This window comes from Chelatococcus sp. HY11 (assembly GCF_018398335.1).
Taxonomy (GTDB): Bacteria; Pseudomonadota; Alphaproteobacteria; order Rhizobiales; family Beijerinckiaceae; genus Chelatococcus.
The window spans coordinates 406,270-426,497 of record NZ_JAHBRX010000002.1 but is presented as its reverse complement, the minus strand read 5'-3'; the positions used below and the strand labels follow the sequence as shown (position 1 = coordinate 426,497).

The 20,228-nt window shown below is 63.4% G+C and carries 19 protein-coding genes; 11 read left to right on the top strand and 8 right to left on the bottom strand.

What is annotated here, in order from left to right; all coding sequences use genetic code 11:
• The first annotated feature begins 81 nt into the window (after positions 1–81).
• The 11 genes from KIO74_RS22990 to KIO74_RS22940 all read left to right on the top strand — a co-directional run bounded on the left by KIO74_RS22990 (position 82) and on the right by KIO74_RS22940 (position 11,294).
• Positions 82–963 (top strand): ABC transporter permease, encoded by an 882-nt coding sequence (locus KIO74_RS22990; RefSeq protein ID WP_213337082.1) that lies wholly within the window; start codon positions 82–84, stop codon positions 961–963.
• Positions 960–1,907 (top strand): ABC transporter permease, encoded by a 948-nt coding sequence (locus KIO74_RS22985; RefSeq protein ID WP_213337080.1) that lies wholly within the window; start codon positions 960–962, stop codon positions 1,905–1,907. Before KIO74_RS22990 ends, KIO74_RS22985 begins: the two co-directional genes overlap by 4 nt.
• A 112-nt stretch (positions 1,908–2,019) precedes the next feature.
• Positions 2,020–3,108 carry an ABC transporter ATP-binding protein gene (locus tag KIO74_RS22980; protein WP_249731444.1) on the top strand — a complete coding sequence of 363 codons (1,089 nt, stop codon included), beginning with the start codon at positions 2,020–2,022 and terminating at the stop codon, positions 3,106–3,108.
• Positions 3,105–4,091: an ABC transporter ATP-binding protein gene (locus KIO74_RS22975; protein ID WP_213337078.1), complete on the top strand. Its 987-nt coding sequence runs from the start codon at positions 3,105–3,107 to the stop codon at positions 4,089–4,091. Before KIO74_RS22980 ends, KIO74_RS22975 begins: the two co-directional genes overlap by 4 nt.
• Positions 4,092–4,141: 50 nt before the next feature.
• Positions 4,142–5,614, top strand: coding sequence for an alkaline phosphatase family protein (locus tag KIO74_RS22970; RefSeq protein ID WP_213337076.1), 1,473 nt, complete (start codon positions 4,142–4,144; stop codon positions 5,612–5,614).
• A 108-nt stretch (positions 5,615–5,722) separates the two neighbouring features.
• Positions 5,723–6,166 carry a VirK family protein gene (locus KIO74_RS22965; protein WP_213337075.1) on the top strand — a complete coding sequence of 148 codons (444 nt, stop codon included), beginning with the start codon at positions 5,723–5,725 and terminating at the stop codon, positions 6,164–6,166.
• Positions 6,167–6,710: 544 nt separating this feature from the next.
• Positions 6,711–7,943 (top strand): ABC transporter substrate-binding protein, encoded by a 1,233-nt coding sequence (locus tag KIO74_RS22960; protein ID WP_213337073.1) that lies wholly within the window; start codon positions 6,711–6,713, stop codon positions 7,941–7,943.
• Positions 7,944–8,022: 79 nt separating this feature from the next.
• Complete coding sequence (locus tag KIO74_RS22955; protein WP_213337071.1) at positions 8,023–8,778, top strand: ABC transporter ATP-binding protein; 756 nt, start codon at positions 8,023–8,025, stop codon at positions 8,776–8,778.
• 1 nt (position 8,779) lies between these two features.
• Complete coding sequence (locus KIO74_RS22950) at positions 8,780–9,484, top strand: ABC transporter ATP-binding protein (protein ID WP_213337069.1); 705 nt, start codon at positions 8,780–8,782, stop codon at positions 9,482–9,484.
• 3 nt (positions 9,485–9,487) lie between these two features.
• A complete protein-coding gene (locus tag KIO74_RS22945) occupies positions 9,488–10,360 on the top strand; it encodes a branched-chain amino acid ABC transporter permease (protein ID WP_291957827.1) in 873 nt (290 codons plus the stop codon).
• A gap of 4 nt (positions 10,361–10,364) precedes the next feature.
• Positions 10,365–11,294 (top strand): branched-chain amino acid ABC transporter permease, encoded by a 930-nt coding sequence (locus KIO74_RS22940; protein WP_213337067.1) that lies wholly within the window; start codon positions 10,365–10,367, stop codon positions 11,292–11,294.
• 83 nt (positions 11,295–11,377) lie between these two features.
• Here the strand turns inward: KIO74_RS22940 and KIO74_RS22935 are convergent, their stop codons facing one another.
• The 8 genes from KIO74_RS22935 to KIO74_RS22900 all read right to left on the bottom strand — a co-directional run bounded on the left by KIO74_RS22935 (position 11,378) and on the right by KIO74_RS22900 (position 20,110).
• A complete protein-coding gene (locus KIO74_RS22935) occupies positions 11,378–12,940 on the bottom strand; it encodes an ABC transporter substrate-binding protein (RefSeq protein WP_213337065.1) in 1,563 nt (520 codons plus the stop codon).
• Positions 12,941–13,029: 89 nt separating this feature from the next.
• Positions 13,030–13,779 (bottom strand): glycerophosphodiester phosphodiesterase, encoded by a 750-nt coding sequence (locus tag KIO74_RS22930; protein ID WP_213337062.1) that lies wholly within the window; start codon positions 13,777–13,779, stop codon positions 13,030–13,032.
• Between the two features lie 6 nt (positions 13,780–13,785).
• Positions 13,786–14,661, bottom strand: coding sequence for an ABC transporter permease (locus KIO74_RS22925; protein WP_213337060.1), 876 nt, complete (start codon positions 14,659–14,661; stop codon positions 13,786–13,788).
• Complete coding sequence (locus KIO74_RS22920; RefSeq protein WP_213337058.1) at positions 14,661–15,602, bottom strand: ABC transporter permease; 942 nt, start codon at positions 15,600–15,602, stop codon at positions 14,661–14,663. Before KIO74_RS22920 ends, KIO74_RS22925 begins: the two co-directional genes overlap by 1 nt.
• Positions 15,603–15,798: 196 nt before the next feature.
• A complete protein-coding gene (locus KIO74_RS22915) occupies positions 15,799–17,100 on the bottom strand; it encodes an ABC transporter permease (RefSeq protein WP_213337056.1) in 1,302 nt (433 codons plus the stop codon).
• A 13-nt stretch (positions 17,101–17,113) separates the two neighbouring features.
• Complete coding sequence (locus tag KIO74_RS22910) at positions 17,114–17,797, bottom strand: ABC transporter ATP-binding protein (protein ID WP_213337054.1); 684 nt, start codon at positions 17,795–17,797, stop codon at positions 17,114–17,116.
• Positions 17,797–18,267, bottom strand: a complete 471-nt coding sequence (locus KIO74_RS22905) for a hypothetical protein (protein ID WP_213337051.1) — start codon at positions 18,265–18,267, stop codon at positions 17,797–17,799. The genes KIO74_RS22910 and KIO74_RS22905 overlap by 1 nt, the downstream gene beginning before the upstream one ends.
• A gap of 85 nt (positions 18,268–18,352) precedes the next feature.
• On the bottom strand, positions 18,353–20,110 hold the full coding sequence (locus KIO74_RS22900; protein ID WP_213337048.1) for an alkaline phosphatase: 1,758 nt from the start codon (positions 20,108–20,110) through the stop codon (positions 18,353–18,355).
• Positions 20,111–20,228 lie beyond the last annotated feature (118 nt).

Here is a 20,228-nt window from a genome sequence, read left to right as displayed (position 1 = left end):
GAACATCGACGATAGCCGCATGCGCGGTGTCGCGGGAAACCGCCGCGCAGCCTGTCGCCCGCTGGCGGGCAGGGGCTGTCGATGACGATCGAGCACGGCACGTCCGCCGGGCGGAGGTGGCGGTCGCTGCCACCTCTCGGCCTGGCTCTCAGCATCGGCTTCCTCGCCGTCGTCGTCTTCGGCGCGGTCTTCGCCGATGTTCTGCCCATCAATCCTCTCGCCCAGAACGTCGTTGACTCGTTGCAGCCGCCATCGAGTCGTCATTGGTTCGGCACTGACGAACTCGGTCGCGATATCATGGCGCGGGTGGTCTTTGGCGCTCGCACATCATTGATTACCGCCGCAGGCGCAGTTGTGATCGCAGCGCTTATCGGGGTGCCGATCGGCCTCATCGCCGGTTATTTCGGCGGATGGCGCGACACGGTCCTGATGCGCCTGATTGACGTGTTGATGGCCCTGCCGAACATCCTGTTCGCCATGGCGCTGATCGCCGTGCTCGGCCGCAGCCAGACCGCCGCGCTGGTCGCCGTGGGCGTCGCGGGCATTCCGAGCTTCGCGCGCATCGCCCGCGCGCAAGTGCTGACCCTGCGCCAGCTCGATTTCGTCTCGGCGGTGCGTGGTTTCGGCTGCTCATCCAGCTACATCATGTTCCGCACGATCCTGCCGAATGCTTTGAGCCCGCTGATGGTGCAAGTGATCGTTCTGTCGTCGGTCGCCATTCTGCTGGAAGCAGCGCTTGCCTTCCTCGGGGTAGGTGTGCCCCCTCCAACGCCAAGCTGGGGCGAGATGTTGCGTACGGGCAAGTCCTATCTCTATGAAGCGCCTTATTACGCTGTTCTCCCGGGCCTCGTTCTCACGCTCACCATCCTCTCCTTCGACACGATAGGGAAAGAGCTGTCGATGGTCCTCGATCCCCGTTCGAGCGCTGGGACGCCCGCAGAGCTCGAGCGAGCCAAGCCATGACGGGCTTTATCCTGCGTCGGCTGGCGCAACTCATCCCGGTGCTTCTGATCGCGTCCTTCGCGATCTGGGCCATGATCTTCGCAGTGCCCGGCGGCCCCATCGGCATGATGGTGGGCGAGAACGCGACAGCGGAGGAAATCGCCGCCGCGACCCGGAAGCTTGGCCTCGATCGACCCATTCCCGTCCAGTATTTCAACTGGCTGGTGAATGCGCTGCGCGGAGATTTCGGCCAGTCCATCCACAGCCACGACCCGGTGACCAAGCTGATCGGCGAACGATTGCCGGCGACGCTGCAATTGGCATTGGTCGCCATTCTCGTGGCCCTTGTCATCGGTATTCCGGTGGCCATCGCCGGGGCGGTGAAGGAAGGCTCCTGGATCGACCGCCTGTTGAATAGCTGGAATGCGCTCGCGCTCGGGGTGCCGACCTTCTGGCTCGGCATCCTGCTCATCCTTCTGTTCTCAGTGGAGTTGCGCTGGCTGCCGTCGGCGTCGCGCTACATCCCTCTCTGGGAGGATCCCGTTCAGGCGCTCCGCAGCCTGATCCTGCCGGGCCTCACGCTGGGCCTGTATGTCTCCGGCATTCTGGCGCGGTTCCTCAAGGCATCGCTCGTCAGCGAGGCCCGGGCCGACTATGTCCGCACGGCGCGCGCCAAGGGCGTCTCGGAGCGTCACATCGTCGGATATCACATCATGCAGAACGCGCTGCTGCCCTTCATCACGATCGTCGGCCTGATGGTGGCGAATTTCATTGGCGGCGCCGTCGTTACCGAGGCCGTGTTCACCTATCCGGGTCTCGGCCGGCTCCTGATCCAAGCCATCAGCACGCGTGACTACCCGCTGATCCAGGGGTGCATCGTCGTGATTCTGGTGATCTATATGGCGATCAGTCTGATCGTCGATATCCTCTACGCGGTCATTGATCCCCGTATCGAATACCGCTGAGGCCACAGGCGGGGATCAAAACTATTGTCATGTGGCCGTCATCATCACGCGGGCAAATGCGGGAATGATGATCGCTGCTTCCCAACACCCTCCCTCCGGGAGGTTCTTGCCGTTGGTGCATCCGCCTGCCGGGTCTGCTGCCGCTGCGCCGTTGCTTTCACTTGAGGACTTCACGGTCTCCTTCCTCCATGATGGAGGTCGTACCCACGTGGTGCATGGCATAGACCTGACGCTCCAGCGCGGTGAGGCGCTCGGTATTGTCGGAGAATCGGGCTGCGGAAAGAGCGTGACCTGGCTCGCGGCGCTTCGCCTTCTCGGCAAGCGCGCGGTGACGTCTGGTCGTGTGCTCCTCAATGGCCGGGACATGTGCGCGTTCAGCGAGCGCGACATGGCGGATGTCAGGGGCGGCCGTATCGGCGTGATATTCCAGGACCCGACAAGCTGCCTCAACCCTGTGCTCAGCATAGGCGCGCAGATCGGCGAGGCGCTGCGCCTGCATCGCGGGCTGACCGGCAAGGCGGCCCAACGTGAGGCGCTCCGCCTGCTCGACCGGGTCGGCATCGCCGATGCGCCGCGCCGCCTGCGCCAATACGCGCATGAGTTGTCAGGCGGCATGAACCAGCGTGTCATGATTGCGATCGCGTTGGCCGGGGAGCCGGATGTGCTCGTTGCCGACGAGCCGACCACGGCGCTCGATGCGACCATCCAGGCGCAGATTCTCGACCTCATCCGCGATATCCGGCGCGACACCGGCATGGGGCTGGTGCTGATTTCCCACGACCTTGGTGTCATCGCCGATCTCTGCGACCGCGTGGCCGTGATGTATGCGGGGCGTGTGGTCGAGACGGCGGCGACCGATGATCTGCTCGGCTCGCCGCGTCACCCCTATACGCGAGGACTGATGGCCGCGCTGCCCTCCCTGGAGGGGCCGCGTGTGCGGCTGACACCGGTGGGGGGCACGGTGCCCTCGCCGGATGCGATGCCGCCAGGCTGCGCCTTCGCGCCGCGATGCGGCCACGCGCAGACGGAATGCAATGGCCAGGTGCCCTCGCTGCGGCCAGCCGGCCAGCGCCATCTGTCGGCCTGCCTGAGGCTTGATGCCCTGGGTCGGGAATGGGAGCGTAAGGCAAGGCGGCCCGATCCCGTCCTGCAGGATCTCGGACAGCTGGACGGCCATGAGCGCAGGGAATTATCCGCGTGAGCGCCCTCCTGAACGTGCGCGATCTGGCGCGACAGTACCAGGTCACCGGTGATCGCGGCGAGAAGCGCTGGCTGCACGCGGTTGATGGCGTCAACTTCACGCTTGATGCGGGGCGGACGCTCGGTGTGGTCGGCGAGTCCGGCTGTGGCAAGTCGACGACGGCAAAGCTCGTACTTGGCCTTCTGCCGGCGACGCGCGGCCGCATCACATTCGCGGGTGAGACTGTCTCGGCGACGCGCGACGCTCAGTGGCGCGCCTTGCGGCGGCGGATGCAGATGGTTCACCAGGACCCGCTGGCGGCGCTCGACCGGCGTCTCACCGTGGGCGAGCAGGTGGTGGAGCCGCTGGTCATCCATGATCTGGTAGGAGGCACGCAGGCGCGGCGGGAGAAGGCGCTCGCGCTGTTTGACGCAGTCGGCCTGCGGGCGGCGATGTTCGAGCGCTATCCTCATGAACTGTCGGGTGGCCAGCGGCAGCGTGTCGTCCTGGCACGGGCCCTGGTGCTCAATCCCCAGCTGGTCGTCTGTGATGAGCCGATCTCGGCACTCGATGTGTCCGTCGCGGCGCAGGTCATCAATCTGCTGCAGGATCTTCAGCAGCATTTCGGCATGGGGTATCTCTTCATCAGCCATGACCTCAAGGTCGTGCGGCAGATCGCCGACGAGGTGGCGGTGATGTATCTCGGCCGGATCGTCGAGCAGGGAGCGCCTGACGATCTTTTCCATACCCCTGCGCACCCCTATACCGAGGCGCTCGTCTCGGCCGTGCCGACCGTGGGACGGCGCGATCGCCAGCGCATCGTCCTGAAGGGTGATCCGCCCAATCCTGTCGATCGCCCGGCGGGCTGCGCTTTTCATCCACGTTGCCCGCGCGCGACCGCCGTCTGCCGGAGTGAAACGCCGCCGCTTCGGCGTGTCGCCGATGGACGGCTGGCCGCCTGCCATCTCGTGCCGGCTGTTTCATCCCAGTCCGTTGCTGCATAAAGAAGCCGCGATCGCGGCGGTGAAAACTCATCCTTCGAGGGACAATTGCTATGGCGCATGACGGCAAGCCGATGGTCGACCGCGTGATCGTGACAGTATTCGACGGCCTGCGTCCGGATCTGGTTTCCCCCGGGCTCACGCCGAACATCCTGCGTGTCGCAGCCCGAGGCACATGGTTCCGCGAGGCACGCAGCGTCTTTCCGTCGGTGACGCGCGTGGCGACGACCTCCATCGCGACTGGCGCGCCTCCAACGGTGCACGGCATCGTCGGCAACGCCTTCTATCATCCCGAAGTGCTGCCGGACGATATTTTTCTGACCGGCGACATCGACCACATCCGCCGCGCCGAGAGCCATCACGGCGGACGCATGGTGAATGTGGATACGCTGGGCGATGTGCTGGCGAGGGCTGGCCGTCGTCTCGCCGTCGTGCATACCGGGTCGGCGGGCGCGGCGCATTTCATCAACCCACGCGCCAGGGCCAATGGCCATTGGACCTTCTCGATGCACGGACCGGAGAGCACGCAGACACCCGAAGCGGTCCATGAGGCGATGGCGTCTGTCGGCCCACTTCCGAAACGCGAGCTGCCGCGGCTCGGCGAGATGCGCTACGCGGCGACGCTTATGGTGGACCATGTCCTCCCGAAGCTGCAGCCCGATGTTGCCATCGTGTGGTTCAACGAGCCCGATACGACCTTTCATTACAAGGGGTTGGGATCGCCGGAAGCCAGGGCGGGCCTCGCGGAAGCCGACCGGGCACTGGGTGAGATCCTCGATTGGGTCGAGAGCCAGCCGGACCGCGACCGCGTCGCCGTCATCGTGGCGTCGGACCACGGCCAGATTTCGACGGGCGCCATTCAGCCGCTCTTCGCCGATGCGATCGGGGCCGGCTTCAAGGTCAATATGGCGCATGACATCAGCGAGGCCATGCTGACCGTGACCGGCGGCATCAGCGGCGAGATCCGGCTGCGCGGTAAAGATGAGGCGATGGTCGGCCGCATGGCGCGCTGGCTCATGGAACAACCGCTTGTCGGCCATGTCTTCTCGCGCGCGCACAACGATGTCGAGGGTGAGATAGCGGGCACCCTGTCGCTCGACCTCATAGGCAACGGACATCTACGTCAGCCCGACCTCATGTTCATCCTGCGTTCCGATATGTCGGAGGATCAGTTCGGGCTGCCCGGGCTCGGTACGATGACGCCCGGCGATGTGCCGCTCGGCGGCGGCATGCATGGCGGCATCAACCCCCATGAGCTGAATACCGTGCTGATCGTCGGCGCCGAGACCGGAGAAGGCCGCGGCGTGCAGACGGCCACGCCGGCGGGGATCATCGACATCACGCCGACGGTTCTCGGGCTCATCGGTATAGCACCCGCCTCGACCATGCGCGGTCGCGACCTGACGCGCGCGGTAACGGGGGAACCACAAATCACACGGTTTTCGGCCGGCGATGGTGGCTTCGTCCAGCATGTCGACATGGTGGAGCACGCTGGCCGGCGCTTCATCCTGGGCGGGGGGCACTAAGAAGGAAGCGATCCGGCGCTGATTGCCAGCCAGAGTTATCAGATTTCCGCGCGTTCATTGTGCTGTCCATAAGACTGTCCCCCGTCAATTGATCGATGGGGAGCCGTAATGCGACTGTTGCGCTTGTTTGTTCTGGTGAATGCTCCTTTGGTTCTGGGGATTGTACCCGTAAAACCGGCATGTGCCAAGGAGATGAGGTACGAGCAGTTTCGCAAGGCGCTCACGCGGGGAGCAATCCCGGCCGTTGTTATCGATTTTGCCAAGTGCCAGGATGCGAAAGGCGGTGGCGGTCCCTCATTCGTGGGGGTGCTCCGCTTTCGCGCTTACAATTTAACGGGCGCGTACATCGCAAGTTCGGATACGCATCTCTTTGAGGCGGCGGACGGCTCCATGAAACTCGAATACATCCGGGCACGCTTCAAACCTGACGACAGCGTTGAGCTGACCCTTAAACGCATGAATCCCGCGACCTACAACGCCGAATCCTTGACTTCACGCTACCGCTGCAACCTCCGAGATGGTTCGGTGTTGTTGAGGGTTGAGGGGAGTTGAGCGCCATGATCCGAATTCCCTCGGCTGCCGTAATTGCTTTCGCGATTTTGCGCCCGCCTTGATCGAAAGTTGAAGCTAAAACCCGCGCGATTGCCGTTCCGCTTCTTGGCGCGAGCGCCTATGATGAGATACTGGCCTGAAGCGATCCGTGCGCGCAGATCGCTGCCGGTCTCGCTTATGTTGGTGACATAGACTTGCAGGAGATCACTTTTCGCTGGCATCGGTGCGTCTGGATATGGCCCCAGGCGCCGAGAAGGGTGCTGTTGGCGCGTTTGCGGGGCAAGCTGCTTGCAGGCAGGTGAACTATGAACCGAAAACACTGCCGCTGCCGGTGTAATATCCGGCCTCGTTGGCGTGCTATGTGAACGAATTCGAATGGGCCCGGATTCAGAATAGAATTTGAAGCTTTCTGCGACTCCGGAAGGTATTCGATACTTCTATTAAAAATCATTCCGGGGGAGGGCGCATTTCACGCCGGTCCGAGCATGCGCCGGTCGAAAGAGACAGATCAACTGCCATAAGACGGTTTAACGGGAGGTATTTCATGGGGCGTTTGGCCGAGAAGCTCTTCACCAAGAGGCTCTCTACGTGGAATCTCATGGCGGCATGCGCGGTGGCCGCGTTGTCGCCGGCGGCGTGGGCGCAGGCCCCCACAAGCGTCAAGATCGGGGTTTTGAACGACCAATCCGGTGTCTATGCGGACTTCGGCGGCAAGGGATCTGTCGAAGCGGCCAGGATGGCTGTCGAGGATATGAAGCCCGAGCTCGGCGACCTCAAGGTCGAGATCGTCTCCGCCGACCACCAGAACAAGCCGGATATCGCATCGAATATTGCGCGGCAGTGGTATGATGTCGATGGTGTCGACATGATCACGGAGCTGACGACGTCGTCGGTCGCGCTCGCGGTCCAGGACATCACCCGCGAGAAGAAGAAGATCAACATGGTGGTCGGGGCCGCGACCGCCGCGCTCACCGGTGCGATGTGCTCGCCCTATGGCTTTCACTGGGCCTATGACACGCGTTCCCTGGCGGTGGGCACGGGCGGCGAGGTGGTGAAAGGGGGCGGCGACAGCTGGTTCTTCCTGACGGCTGACTATGCCTTCGGTCATCAGCTGGAAAAGGACACCAGCGACATCGTCAAGCAGTCGGGCGGCAAGGTTCTCGGCGCGGTGCGCCACCCTCTCAATACCTCCGATTTCTCGTCCTTCCTGCTGCAGGCGCAGGCCTCCGGCGCCAAGATCGTCGGCCTCGCCAATGCCGGTCTCGATACGACGAATTCCATCAAGCAGGCGGCGGAGTTCGGCCTGGTCGCCGGTGGCCAGCGTCTGGCCGGCATGCTTTTCACGCTGGCAGAGGTTCATGGCCTCGGACTGCAGGCCGCGCAGGGTCTGGTGCTGACGGAAGGCTTCTACTGGGACAAGGATGACAAAAGTCGCGCCTTCGCGAAGCGTTATCTCGAGCGCACGGGCCATATGCCGAACATGATCCATGCCGGCACTTATTCGACCGTCGTCAACTACCTCAAAGCCGTCAAGGCGGCGGGAACGAAGGATGCGGACGCGGTTGCCCGCAAGATCCGCGAGACCCCGGTGGACGACAATTTTGCGAAGGGCAAAGTGCTCGCCAACGGCCGCTTCATCCACGACATGTATCTTTTCCAGGTCAAGGCGCCGAACGAGTCGAAGGGGCCGTGGGATTACTACAAGTTGCTAGGCACGATCCCCGGTGAGAAAGCCTTCTTCACGGTTGAAGAGTCGGGCTGCAAGCTCGGCGGTTAACACTCGCCCTCTGTCGTGTCGGGCGGCGTCTGCCGCCCGATTTTCACGGCTATCGGATTGGTCCCTGGTCGGAGTGTCCATGAGCGCGGATTTCGTTCTGGAAGCCTTTAGTCTGCGTCGAGAATTCAAGGGTTTCGTTGCCGTCCGGGACGTGAATCTCAAGGTACGACGCGGATCGGTCCATGCTCTCATCGGTCCGAACGGTGCCGGCAAGACCACGGTCTTCAACCTCATCACGAAGTTTCTGAAGCCGACATCCGGCCGTATCGTCTACGACGGCACGGACATCACGGCGGAGAAACCGGCGCAGATCGCCCGACGCGGCCTTGTGCGCTCGTTTCAGATCTCGGCTACCTTCCCGCATCTCACGGTTCTCCAGAACGTGCGGGTGGCCCTGCAGCGCAAGGCAGGACTTGCCACGCAGCTCTGGCTTTCGGAGCGTGCGCTCACGCGGCTCGATGGCCGTGCCCGCGAGCTGATCGAAGCAGTGAACCTGCAGGACTATCTCCACACCGAGGCGGCCGAGTTGTCCTACGGGCGCAAGCGGGCGCTTGAATTCGCGACGACGCTCGCCCTTGACCCAACGGTTCTCCTTCTTGACGAGCCGATGGCGGGCATGGGGCATGAGGACATCGACCGCATCGCCGAGCTTGTGCAGCAGGCCGCGGTTGGCCGAACCATCCTGATGGTCGAACACAATCTCTCGGTTGTCTCGCGGCTCTGCGATACCATAAGCGTGCTCCAGCGCGGCGAGATCCTGGCTGAGGGCGATTATGCGACCGTCTCCGCGGACCCCCGTGTGCGTGAGGCTTACCTCGGCACGGAGGTGGCGTGACATGACGGACGCATTGCTCTCTATCGGCGGCCTCGAGGCCTGGTATGGCGAGGCCCATGTGCTGCATGGCGTCACGCTGGATGTGCGCGAGGGCGAGACGGTGACATTGCTCGGCCGCAACGGGGCGGGCAAGACGAGCACGCTGCGGGCCATCATGGGGATGATCGGGCGGCGCACGGGTTCCATTCGTCACCGAGGCGCCGAGACCGTCCATATGCCCTCGCATCACATCGCGCGCCGCGGCCTCGGTTATGTCCCTGAGGAACGCGGCATTTTCGCGAGCCTTACGGTCGCCGAGAACCTTGTCCTGCCGCCTGTGGTGGCGTCGGGCGGCATGTCGATCGAGGCCATCTACACCCTTTTCCCCAATCTGGAGGAGCGCAAGGGAAGCCAGGGAACAAAGCTGTCGGGTGGCGAGCAGCAGATGCTGGCCATCGCCCGCATCCTCCGCACCGGCGCGCGCTTCATCCTGCTCGACGAGCCGACAGAGGGGCTCGCGCCGGTCATCGTGCAGCGCATCGGTGAGGTCATTCGCACGCTGAAGGGCCAAGGCTATACCATCCTGCTCGTGGAGCAGAACTTCCGCTTCGCGCAGGGCGTGGCCGACCGCCACTATGTCATGGACGAAGGTCGCGTCGTCGCCCATCTCACCAGCGCCGAACTTCCGTCCAGGATGGATGTCCTGCACACCTATCTTGGAGTGTAGCCGGTGATTTCCACGCAGCTCCTCTTCGGACAACTCCTGCTCGGGCTGATCAACGGATCGTTCTACGCGTTGATGTCGCTCGGCCTCGCCGTCATTTTCGGCATGATCAATGTCGTCAATTTCGCGCATGGCGCCCAATATATGCTGGGCGCCTTCGCCGCCTGGCTGCTGTTGCGGTTTGCGGGCATCGGCTTCTGGCCGGCGCTCATCCTTGTGCCGCTGATCATTGGCTTGATCGGAGTGGTGATCGAGCGCTCGATGCTGTCGCGCCTCTACAAGGTGGATCACCTCTATGGTCTGCTTCTCACCTTCGGGCTTGCCCTGATCATCGAGGGCGGCTTCACCCATATCTACGGGTCATCAGGCCAGCAATATGCCGTGCCGGCGGCGCTGACGGGCGGCTGGAACCTCGGCTTCATGTTCCTGCCGATCTACCGGGCCTTCGTCGTGCTCGCCTCGCTCGTCCTGTGCATCGGGACCTGGCTCATCATCGAGAAGACGCGGATCGGCGCCTATCTCAGAGCGGCCACGGAAAATCCGGCGCTGGTGCAGGCTTTCGGCGTCAATGTGCCTTTGCTGATGATGCTGACCTACGCGGGCGGTGTCGCTTTGGCGGGGCTCGCCGGTGTCCTGGCGGCGCCGGTTTATCAGGTCAGCCCCTTGATGGGCAGCAACCTGATTATCATCGTCTTCGCGGTGGTGGTGATCGGCGGCCTCGGCTCGATCATGGGCGCCATCGTCTCGGGCTATGTGCTCGGCATCTGTGAGGGCCTGACCAAGGTCTTCTATCCCGAGGCGTCGAACATCGTCGTTTTCGTCATCATGGCGATCGTGCTGCTGCTTCGGCCCTCCGGGCTGTTCGGCAAGGGGGACTGAGACGATGGACAACAAGGCTCGCCTCGCCCTCGGCGCCGTGCTCCTGGTGCTCGCGCTGGCTGCACCCTTCGTGCTCTACCCCACCTTCGCGATGAAGCTGCTGTGTTTCGCGCTCTTTGCGGTGGCCTTCAACCTGCTGATCGGGTTCACCGGCCTGCTGTCCTTCGGCCATGCCGCGTTTTTCGGCACGGGAGGCTACATCGCGGCCCATGCCGCCAAGGTCTGGGGGCTGACGCCGGAACTCGCCATCCTGACGGGCATGGCCGCGAGCGCGGTCTTCGGCGTGATCATCGGCTTCCTCGCCATCCGCCGCAAGGGCATCTACTTCGCGATGATCACGCTGGCGATGTCGCAGATGATCTTCTTCCTCTATCTGCAGGCGCGTTTCACGGGCGGGGAGGATGGTCTGCAGCGGGTGCCGCGCGGCCATCTCTTCGGATTGATCGATCTCAGCCAGCCACTTGCGATGTATTACACCGTGCTCGCGATCTTCTTGATCGGCTTCTTCATCGTCTGGCGTGTGGTGCATTCGCCCTATGGACAGGTCCTGAAGGCGATCCGTGAGCACGAACCGCGCGCGATCTCGCTCGGCTATGACGTGGATCGCTACAAGCTGGTCGTCTTCGTCCTTTCCGCGACGATCGCCGGCATGGCTGGCGGGACCAAGGCGATCGTTTTCCAGCTGGCGTCGTTGACGGATGTCACTTGGCAGGCATCGGGACAGGTGGTGCTGATGACGCTGCTCGGCGGCATCGGGACCATGCTGGGTCCGGTCGTCGGCGCCTTCCTCGTGGTCTCGCTCGAGAACTACCTTGCCGCCTATTCCTTGCCCGTGCCGGTCGTCATCGGCGCGGTCTTCGTGGCGAGCGTGCTCCTGTTCCGCCGCGGCATCGTCGGCGAGATCGAGCATCGCTTGGCGCGCAACAAGGATTGACGCGGCGGCTCACGAAGCAGAAATCGCCGGAATGCGAAGGGTGGCCGAAGCCGCCCCCCGCGTTTGCTATCGAGCTCGAGCCTTCAGGCCTTGCCGAAGGACAGATTGTCCGGGCGCAGATCCATGAAATAGAAGGTCGTCGGGCGCCAGGCGATCGACTTCTTGATCGCGTAGGCCTCGCTCGGCTGATAGAGGATGGTGGCCTGCGCCTCGTCCTCCCAGGCGTCCAGCATCTGCGTGAAGAACGCCTTGCGCTTGGCGGGGTCGGTCTCTGCCTCCAGTGCGCGGCCAGCCTTGTTGAAGGCATCGGCGGATTGCCAGAAGCCCTGCTTCTGGATCTCGCCATCAGCACCCCAGGCCACCCAGATGGCGCCCAGCGGATCGGGCAGGCGGGTGGAGTTCGACCAGTTGAAGATCTGGGCGCCGGGACCGCGTTGCTGGGTGGAGTTCTCGATAACCTGCAGCGAGGCGTTGATGCCGACGGCCTTCCACTGCTCGATCAGGATTTGGCCGGCCTCAAGCGCGTTCGTGTAGTAGTTTGCCTGCGTGCGATAGACGATCGGCTCGCCGTTGTATCCGGCTTCCTTCAAGAGCGCCCGGGCCTTGGCTTGGTCGAAGGGCAGCTTCCGGCCCTCGACGAACATCTGTCCGTATTCGGGGAAGTTGTGGCTCTGGGGGACGAGCGCCGTGCCCTGCCACAGGCTGTCGACGAGCGCCTGGCGATCGATGGAGGCGACCAGCGCCTGGCGGATGCGCTTGTCCGACAGCACCTTGTCCTTCTCGTTGAAGGCGAGGACGTGGACATTGGCGAGGACGACCGAGCGGACGTCGATGTCCTTGTAGTCGCCCACCACGCTCATCTGGTCGGGTGGAATGTTGGTGATGAGATCGTAGTCGCCGGCGACGAGACCCGCGACGCGCGCCGCGAGTTCCGGGACGCGCTTGAAGGTGACGCGCTTGGCCGTCGGGCGTCCCATGAAGTAGTCATCGAAGGCGTCGAGCGCGGTGGCTTCCGACGCGCTGTGGCTGACGACCTTGTAGGGTCCGGTCGCGACGGGCTTCTTGGAATAGGCTTCGAAGCCCATTTCCTCGTAGGCGCGCTTGTTGACGATCCAGGCGCACCAGGAGGCGAGGCGCTGCTCGAGCAGCACGTCCGGCGCCTTCGTGCGGAACCGGACAGTGTAGCGATCGATCGGCTCCACGCTCGCGAGAACCCCGAAATAGGGCTTGCCGCCGGGGATCTGGGCCTTGTCGCCCCACAGGCGGCCGTCGCGGAAGGTGTAGGCGACGTCTTCCGAGGTGAGTTCGTCACCATTGTGGAACTTCACGCCTTCGCGAAGCGTCACGATGAGTTCTGACGGCGACACACGCTCCCATTTGGTGGCGAGATGCGGCTTCAGGTCCGAGCCGCCGCCGTCGGGCGAGCCAAGGAAGTCGCGCCGGATCAGCGTGTCGAAGATTGAATAGGTCACGCGCGTGCCGACATTGGAGAGTTCGCGCGCGGGCTCGAGCGTCGCGGGCAGATCGGCGACGGCGATCGTGAAGTTCGGGCGATCACTGGCGGCGGCGAAGCCGCGTGTCGCGCTCACGATGAAGGGAGCCGCGACGGCTCCCTCCAGCAGGCGGCGGCGTGTAAACGAAACCATGGTCAACTCCTTTGTGGTGTGCGGGATGGACTGCGCCGACGGGTGGCGTACTCATTGATCGCAGAGGCGGGCGGTGCCCCCGCGTGGGGCTATGAGTGGGTGGAGGCGATGAGCCGGGGGTCATCGAGAAGGATCGCGTCGGGCTTGAGTGCCGCGAGCCCCTCAAGCCCCTCGTGATCGATATGCCCGACGGGAAAGGGCGGATACTCGCCCGGCAGTGGCTCGCTCCGCGGCTGGCCGACCATGACGGCGAGGCGCAGGCCTTCCGCGCGGGCAGTCGCCGCGCGCAGCGCTGTCGCGGCGCCTTCCCACAGGCGGAACCAGTCGGCGCCCGCCCGCCGCGCCTGCGGCGCTGAATCGGGATCCTCGAGGAATACGAGGATATTGACGGCGTCCGAGCGCATACGGGCGGCGTCGATCAGCGCGAGGTCGCGCAATCCGAGCATGGTGCGCTCGATAGCCTCGCCCTCGGCCAGGAGCGCCATGATGGGGGCGAGGATCGCGCTGTCCGTCATCTTGACGTCGAGAAGCACGCCCAGCCCCTTGGAGACCGCGAGCGCTTCGTCGAGGGTCATTACGGCCGGGAGGCAGCACCTCAATTCCTGAAGGCTGAGCTCATCCACGCGGCGCGGGTCCCCCGCCAGGCGCGCGAGATCCGCGTCGTGCACGCAGACGAGCGCGCCGTCAGCCGTTCGACGGACGTCCGTCTCGACGGCATGCGCGCCGGCGCTCCGAGCCGCGATGAAGGCGGCCGGGGTGTTCTCCGACGCAAGCAGGGCGCCCCCGCGATGAGCAATGACGAGCGGATGCGCCGCGGGTTCCATCCAGGCAAAAGCCATGTCGGGTTATCCTCGGTCGACGGTCGGGTCGAGACGATCGCGCAGCCAGTCGCCGAACAGGCTCATGGCAAGGGTCGTCAGGAAGATCGCGCATCCCGGAAACACCGCGATCCACCAGGCGTTGAGCAGATGGCGCCTGCCTTCTCCCAGCATCAGGCCGAGCGAGGTGCCCGGCGGCTGCACGCCAAGACCAAGAAAGGACAGCGAGGTTTCCAGAAGAATTGTGCCGGGAAAGTTCAGCGTGGCCTGAACAACAAGCGCCGCGACGATGTTCGGCAGGAGATGCTTGAAGATGACGCGGCCTGAACGTGCCCCCAAGGCCTCGACGGCATTGATGTAGTCGCTCGTTTGCTCCGAGACGACCAGGCCCCGGGCGAGCCGCGTGTATTTCTCCCATCCATCGAGACTGACGAGGATGATGAAGAGGACGACATTGTTGCCGAAGAAGGCCAGCATCGTCAGGGCCAGCAGCAGCGCCGGGATCGCCGCCTGCGTATCGACCAGCATCATGATCGCCTGATCCGGCAGCCCCCGGAGCCGTGCTGCCACGAAGCCGAGCAACGTGCCGACCACGGCGCCGAGCAGGGTGCCGAGCACGGCGATCAGGATGGACGTGCGGATTGCATAGATGAGCCGGCTCAGAATATCGCGGCCGAGTTGGTCCGTGCCGAGATAATAGGTGAAGTCGCCCTGCACCGTCAGAGGTGGGCGCAGCCGCGCCGCCAGGTTCTGTGTCGTGTAATGGATCGGCGCAAGCCATTCGGCGAAGATGGCGACGAAGACCATGAAGACGAGGAAGGCCGCTGAGATGACCACGATCGGCGACATGCCGAGCGACAGGGAGCGGCGAGTGGCGGGTGCGGATGTATCGAGCGTCGCCATCAGGCCTGCGCTCCCGAGGCCTTCCGGAACCCGCCAAGGCGCGGATCGATCATGATGTGGACGATGTCGACGAGCAGGTTGGCTGACACCATGATCAGCGTGATCGTGATGATGACTGCCTGGACCACGGGCAGGTCGCGGGTCGCGACGGAGTCGACGAGCAGCCGGCCGATGCCGGGCCAGGCGAAAATGGTCTCGACCACGGCGCTGCCGGCGAGAATGTTGCCGATCTCGATACCAAGGAACATCAGCAGCGGCACGGAAGCATTGGGAAGCGCGTGGCGGACGATGACGCCGACCGGCATGACACCCCGGCCACGCGCCGCGCGGATGAATGGCTTGCCGAGCACCTCCAGCGTTGATGTACGGGCGAAACGCGCGAGGCGCCCCGCCAGCGGCAGGCCGAGCGTCACGACCGGGAGGATGAGGTGCGTGAGACTGTCGGAGCCCGCGGATGGCAGAACCCTGAGCTTCAGCGCGAAAAGCAGGATCAGCAGGATGCCCAGGAAGAAGACGGGCACGGCATAACCGAAGACGGCCGACGCCATGGCGAGCCTGTCGATGGCGCTGTTGTGCTTGAGGGCAGCCAGGATGCCGAGCGGCAGGCCGACAATGAGTGCGAGAAGGAGAGATGCTGAGCCGAGCAGGGCCGTGTTCGGCAGGGCTTCGATCACGGCATCGAAAGCCGGCCGTTCGTCCGCGAAAGACAACCCGAAATCACCGCGCAGCGCGCTGGTGAAATAGCGGATGTATTGATCATATATCGGCTGATCGAGGCCCCATAATTCGCTGTAATAAGCGCGTACCTCAGGTTGTGTATCAACAGATAACATGATTTCGGCCGGATCACCCGCGAGCCGCAATGTAATGAATACGGCTGAAACACAGATGAATAGCGTGAGAACGGCGCGAGCCGTACGCACAGCCAGAAAGCGTAGCATGATGAAACCAATCAGATTCGAGTGTGCAGCTTAAAGGACTTATGTGCTCTCAGTTACGCGACAGCCATGTGACAGCAGCCATTTGACGGCAGCCGGGGGTGGGCGACGTCAGTTGTAATCGTTCGTGCATTCGCGCCGGCAGGAGAAGCCGACTATCAATCAGGTCATGTCTTCCGATAAAGAACTTCACGACCGATCAGGCGCGCAACGCCGCCGCCGGTGATTGCCTGTAAGCGAGGACCGCCGGGATCAGCGCCAGAAGTGCCGCGAAGATGACAAGGAGGAACGCTGACCAGAAGTCGCCGCGGGCAAACTCCACGGGCAGCCGGACCCCGCTGCCCTGGGTCACGACCTTGGCTATTGTGAGCGCCGCGCTATAGCCGAGTACGAAGCCGAACGCTATCCCCACGAGGATAAGCAGGAAGGGTTCGAGCCAGACGATAAGCGAGACCGAGAGCCGTGGCGCCCCGAGCGCCCGTAACGCGCCAATCTGGCGACGTCGTTGGGAGAGATGCAGGATCGTCACGAGTACAAGTGAGGCAGCAACAAGAGCCTGCGCGCCAATGGCGACAGCGGTGAGAACGATCTTTGCATCGCCCAGCGTCGCATAGAGCCGGGTCAATACTTCACCTGGAAAGACCGCCAACGATGTCTCGCCGCGATAATCCTGGCGCAGACGATAGGCGTCGGCGATGGACTTGGGCTTGATAAGAACGGCTGGAATACCTGGGGTTCGGTTGTCGAAGTTTTCGTTCAAGCCGGCTGTCGTTGCCGGCGTCCCACCTTCTTCGCGATCATGTCCATCATTGTCGTGCGCATGATCGTCATGACCGTCCTTGTCATCGCCGCCTTGGCCCTGTGCGTCATGATCATGCCCGGCATGGTCCCGCGCTTTTCTCATACCGTGGATGTGCCAGACGGCGCTGATCGGGACAAAGATCGCGCGATCCCAGGGCGTGCCTGTGGGAGCGAGCTTGCCGACAACTGTATAAGCCAGCTCCGTATGGGCATGGCCGCCGGTGTCGGCCGTCCCGTGCATAGGCTTGATGATCGTTTCAGTTGGCAGATCGACAGCGGATCCGATGACAGCTTCCGTCTCCGATGTGAAGAGGCGACCATCAGATAGGCCTGATGATGTATTCTGGACAAGCGTCGACGTCGTTCCGATGATCGGATATCCGGAAAAGCTGTCACCGAAGCCGACAGGGGCCGCCCATACGACTCGCGGATCCTTTGTCAGATCAGCCAGGACACTGCCACGGAGCAACGGCAAGGCCGCCGGCTGCAGAAAGACCGTGGACAGAAGAAGCTGCGTTTCGCTGCCGGGCGCGCCGACGATGACGTCAAACTTGTCGGCCGCGCGCGCGCTGCCAAGGCGCAGCGCACGTTCCTGCAGGGTGACCGTGACGCCGAGCGCCGTCGCGAGGGCGACCAGGGCTATGATCACGATGGAGCCGGCCCAGAGGCGTCTCAAATCCGCGAGAATGAAGTGTAGCACGGCAGTCCCTTCGCTAGCCCCGGGCCGTATCGGCAGCGATGCGCCCGTTCGCGAATTCGATCCGCCGTTCGAAGCGCGCAATCAGGCGCTGGTCGTGCGATACGGTGATCAGCGTGCTTTTCTCGGCTGCCGCGAGTTCGAAGATGAGATCGCCGACAGCCTTCCCATTGTCCTCATCGAGGCTGGCGGTGGGCTCATCCGCGACAATGATGGAGGGCTTGCGCAGGAGCGCGCGCGCCACGGCGACACGCTGCATCTCGCCCCGCGACATCGTCTCGATGCGTTGCTGCGGCTGCTTGAGCCCGGCGCGCTCAAGGAGATCGCGGGCACGTTGCGTGTGCTTCGGCGTCAACGCGAAAGCGAGCCGCGCGGGGAGCAGCACGTTGTCCAATGCCGATAGGCCGGGAAACAGGTGGAAGTCCTGCATGACGAGCCCTATGGTCTCACCACGCCAACGGTCGCGTTCACTGTGCGAGAGAGCGCCGAGATCCGTAGAGTTCCACGAGATGCGCCCTTTGCTGGCGCGCTCGAGGCCGGTGACCAGATTGACAAAGGTGCTCTTTCCGGAGCCGGAGGCACCGGCAATGGCGACGCGCGTTCCAGCCTCGATCCTGAGGCTCGCGATGCTGAGCACAGGCGCCGCAAGTCCTGGGAAAGACATCTCAACGCCATTGAGGCACAGATCGTGGATGGCCATCAGACGACACTATATTGAGCGTCGCGGATACGTAGCAGGCTGACGAAACCTGTCTCTGGATCGGTCCAGGATCCGGCTTCAAGCTTTCCATGCACCTCTATCGTGGTACTCGGCTGGACGAAGGTCTGCTTTTTGCCGAGATAGACGACGACGATATCGTCCGGCCAATCGGCGTCGGACGAGCAAAACGGGCAGAGCGCCATCGGGATCTTTGTGAGAACGAAGAAATTCGCTTCGGCCTTCAAGGGCGGGGCCATGAATCCGCGCATCGCCACAGCCCGGCCCTCCAGCGCGTTGACCTTCGCCGAGAACTCCAGACCGAGCACGCTCACCTTGCCGTAGAGCTCCTCGAAGGTGAGGCTAGGGGTCGCGGCCCAAGCGCCGGTGGAACCGGCCGCTGCTGCCGTTGCTGCAAGGCCCCCCAGGATCTGGCGACGATTCGGGGCTATGATGGTCTTCATCTTGGACATCGGTGTCACCAATGTTTGCCGGGTACTGCGAAATGCAAACACACCCGGATCCGGGATCCGGGTGTGCTGATACTGATCTTGATGATTACTGCGTCTGCTTCACGCCAAGAGCCATGACATCGGCGAGCAGCCGATAGACGTCGCTCTGTTCCATGTAGCCCTTGAAGCCTTCGGAGCCGGGCCCCGACGACTGCAGCACCACGTCATCAACCGCATGCACGCCGGAGTCTCCGTCGCGCGGAATGTTGCCGGCGACAAAGACGGCGCCGGGCACATCCTTGTAGGCCTCGTTGGCAACATATTCCTTCTTCTCGTTCTGAATAGCCGGAACGAAGGGGCCGTCGAGCTTCGGACGATAGGTCTCGTAGTGATCCGGGCCGTTGTTGGCGTTCAGGAACAGCCGGCGCGACACGTCAACGCTGTCGGGGTAGCCGTCGCCATTGCTGTCGACATAGTTCGGGAAGCCGGCAGAGGCATAGGTGCCGACCTTCTCGCGCATCTCGGGGCCGGCTTTGCTGTCGTCAACCGTGCCGATGATGGAGACGCCGTGGGTGTGGTCACCCGTGACGACGATCAGCGTGTCGGGGTTCTTGGCCGCGAAGTCGCGCGCGAGGCCGATGGCCTTGTCGAACTCGATCGTGTCGATGACAGCGCGGTCCCAGTCGAGCGGATGAGACATCTTGTCGATATTGGCGGCCTCAACCATCAGGAAGAAGCCGTCGGGGTTCTTCGACAGCTGGTTGAGCGCGGCCTGCGTCATCTCGACAAGACCGGGCTGGTTCGGGAACTTGTCGACCGTGCCCTTCTTCAGGAACTCGCGGTCGAGCGTGGAGTCGAGATTGCCGGTGTGGAAGAGACCAAGCACCTTGCCTGTGTTGGTGCCAGCGGCGTTGACGAGCTCGGCCTTGTCGGTCGCGAGCGTATAGCCGGCGTCACGGAAGGATTTCACGAAATCCTTCTCGTCCTTGCGCTTGGAGCCGGGTGTGGACTTCGGCAGGAAATATGCGGAGCCGCCGCCGAGCACGACGTCCGGCTTCACCTCCAACATCATCTCGGTGATCTCGGCCTTGTCGGCGCGTTTGCGGGTATGGGCGACGACTGCGGCCGGCGTCGCGTCCTGCAACTCGGAGTTAGTCACGATGCCGACGGACTTCTTGGTCTGGCGACGCAGCGCCTCGGCCAGCGTTTCGACCTTGGGGTCGTCGAAGCTGTCGGGCGTGCGATCGGCGTAGACGCCGAGGGCGTTCACGGCCGTCTTGTGGCCGGTCATATAGGCGGACATCGTGTTGGCGCTGTCGGTGGCCACGGCCTCGGTGGAGGACGTGCCGATGAAGGCCATACGGTCGAGGTCGTCCATGTTCAGGCGGCCATTCGCCTTGCCCTCGCTCATGCCCTTGGACATGATGCGGGCTGCGGTGCGATGGGCCACGGACAGGCCGTCGCCGATCAGGAAGATCACGTTCTTGGCCTTCGGCTTGTCGGCGGTGCCGTAGACGTCCCAGGTGACGCTCTTCGTCTGGGGACCGGCCGAGACCTCGACCTTGTAGGCGCCGGGCGTGGCGAGCGCCAGGCCGCGCAGGACGAGCGCCGACCCGAGCACCTTGTCCTTGGCGCCCTTTTCCTCGGCCACGAACTGGGCTTCCTTGCCGAAGACCGTCTTATAGTCCTGGCCGTTGACCGTGACCTTGATGTCCTCGGGCTTCACCACACCATCGAACTCAACCTTGAAGTCGAAGGGCGAGGAGGTGAGGATGGTCGCGCGATCCAGCGGATAGACCGTGGCTGCTTCTGCGGCGCCGGCCAGCGCCGTGGTCGCGAGCAGCGCGACAAGAAACTTGTTCATGGGTGCCTCGTAGAGCATCGGATGATCGATGTCCGGCGTATAGCCCCTTCACATGACACTTCTATTGCGGCCCGAAAAGCTTATCCGGCAAGGTATCGATAGCCGCGGAGCCACAAAT

What these genes read in the sequence shown, in the direction of transcription:
- KIO74_RS22940 (WP_213337067.1), top strand. Translation starts at nt 10,365, where the DNA reads ATGGACAACAAGGCTCGCCTCGCCCTCGGCGCCGTGCTCCTGGTGCTC.
- KIO74_RS22970 (WP_213337076.1), top strand. Translation starts at nt 4,142, where the DNA reads ATGGCGCATGACGGCAAGCCGATGGTCGACCGCGTGATCGTGACAGTA.
- KIO74_RS22950 (WP_213337069.1), top strand. Translation starts at nt 8,780, where the DNA reads ATGACGGACGCATTGCTCTCTATCGGCGGCCTCGAGGCCTGGTATGGC.
- KIO74_RS22965 (WP_213337075.1), top strand. Translation starts at nt 5,723, where the DNA reads ATGCGACTGTTGCGCTTGTTTGTTCTGGTGAATGCTCCTTTGGTTCTG.
- KIO74_RS22985 (WP_213337080.1), top strand. Translation starts at nt 960, where the DNA reads ATGACGGGCTTTATCCTGCGTCGGCTGGCGCAACTCATCCCGGTGCTT.
- KIO74_RS22930 (WP_213337062.1), bottom strand. Translation starts at nt 13,779, where the DNA reads ATGGCTTTTGCCTGGATGGAACCCGCGGCGCATCCGCTCGTCATTGCT.
- KIO74_RS22920 (WP_213337058.1), bottom strand. Translation starts at nt 15,602, where the DNA reads ATGCTACGCTTTCTGGCTGTGCGTACGGCTCGCGCCGTTCTCACGCTA.
- KIO74_RS22955 (WP_213337071.1), top strand. Translation starts at nt 8,023, where the DNA reads ATGAGCGCGGATTTCGTTCTGGAAGCCTTTAGTCTGCGTCGAGAATTC.
- KIO74_RS22960 (WP_213337073.1), top strand. Translation starts at nt 6,711, where the DNA reads ATGGGGCGTTTGGCCGAGAAGCTCTTCACCAAGAGGCTCTCTACGTGG.
- KIO74_RS22925 (WP_213337060.1), bottom strand. Translation starts at nt 14,661, where the DNA reads ATGGCGACGCTCGATACATCCGCACCCGCCACTCGCCGCTCCCTGTCG.
- KIO74_RS22935 (WP_213337065.1), bottom strand. Translation starts at nt 12,940, where the DNA reads ATGGTTTCGTTTACACGCCGCCGCCTGCTGGAGGGAGCCGTCGCGGCT.
- KIO74_RS22905 (WP_213337051.1), bottom strand. Translation starts at nt 18,267, where the DNA reads ATGTCCAAGATGAAGACCATCATAGCCCCGAATCGTCGCCAGATCCTG.
- KIO74_RS22900 (WP_213337048.1), bottom strand. Translation starts at nt 20,110, where the DNA reads ATGAACAAGTTTCTTGTCGCGCTGCTCGCGACCACGGCGCTGGCCGGC.
- KIO74_RS22910 (WP_213337054.1), bottom strand. Translation starts at nt 17,797, where the DNA reads ATGGCCATCCACGATCTGTGCCTCAATGGCGTTGAGATGTCTTTCCCA.
- KIO74_RS22990 (WP_213337082.1), top strand. Translation starts at nt 82, where the DNA reads ATGACGATCGAGCACGGCACGTCCGCCGGGCGGAGGTGGCGGTCGCTG.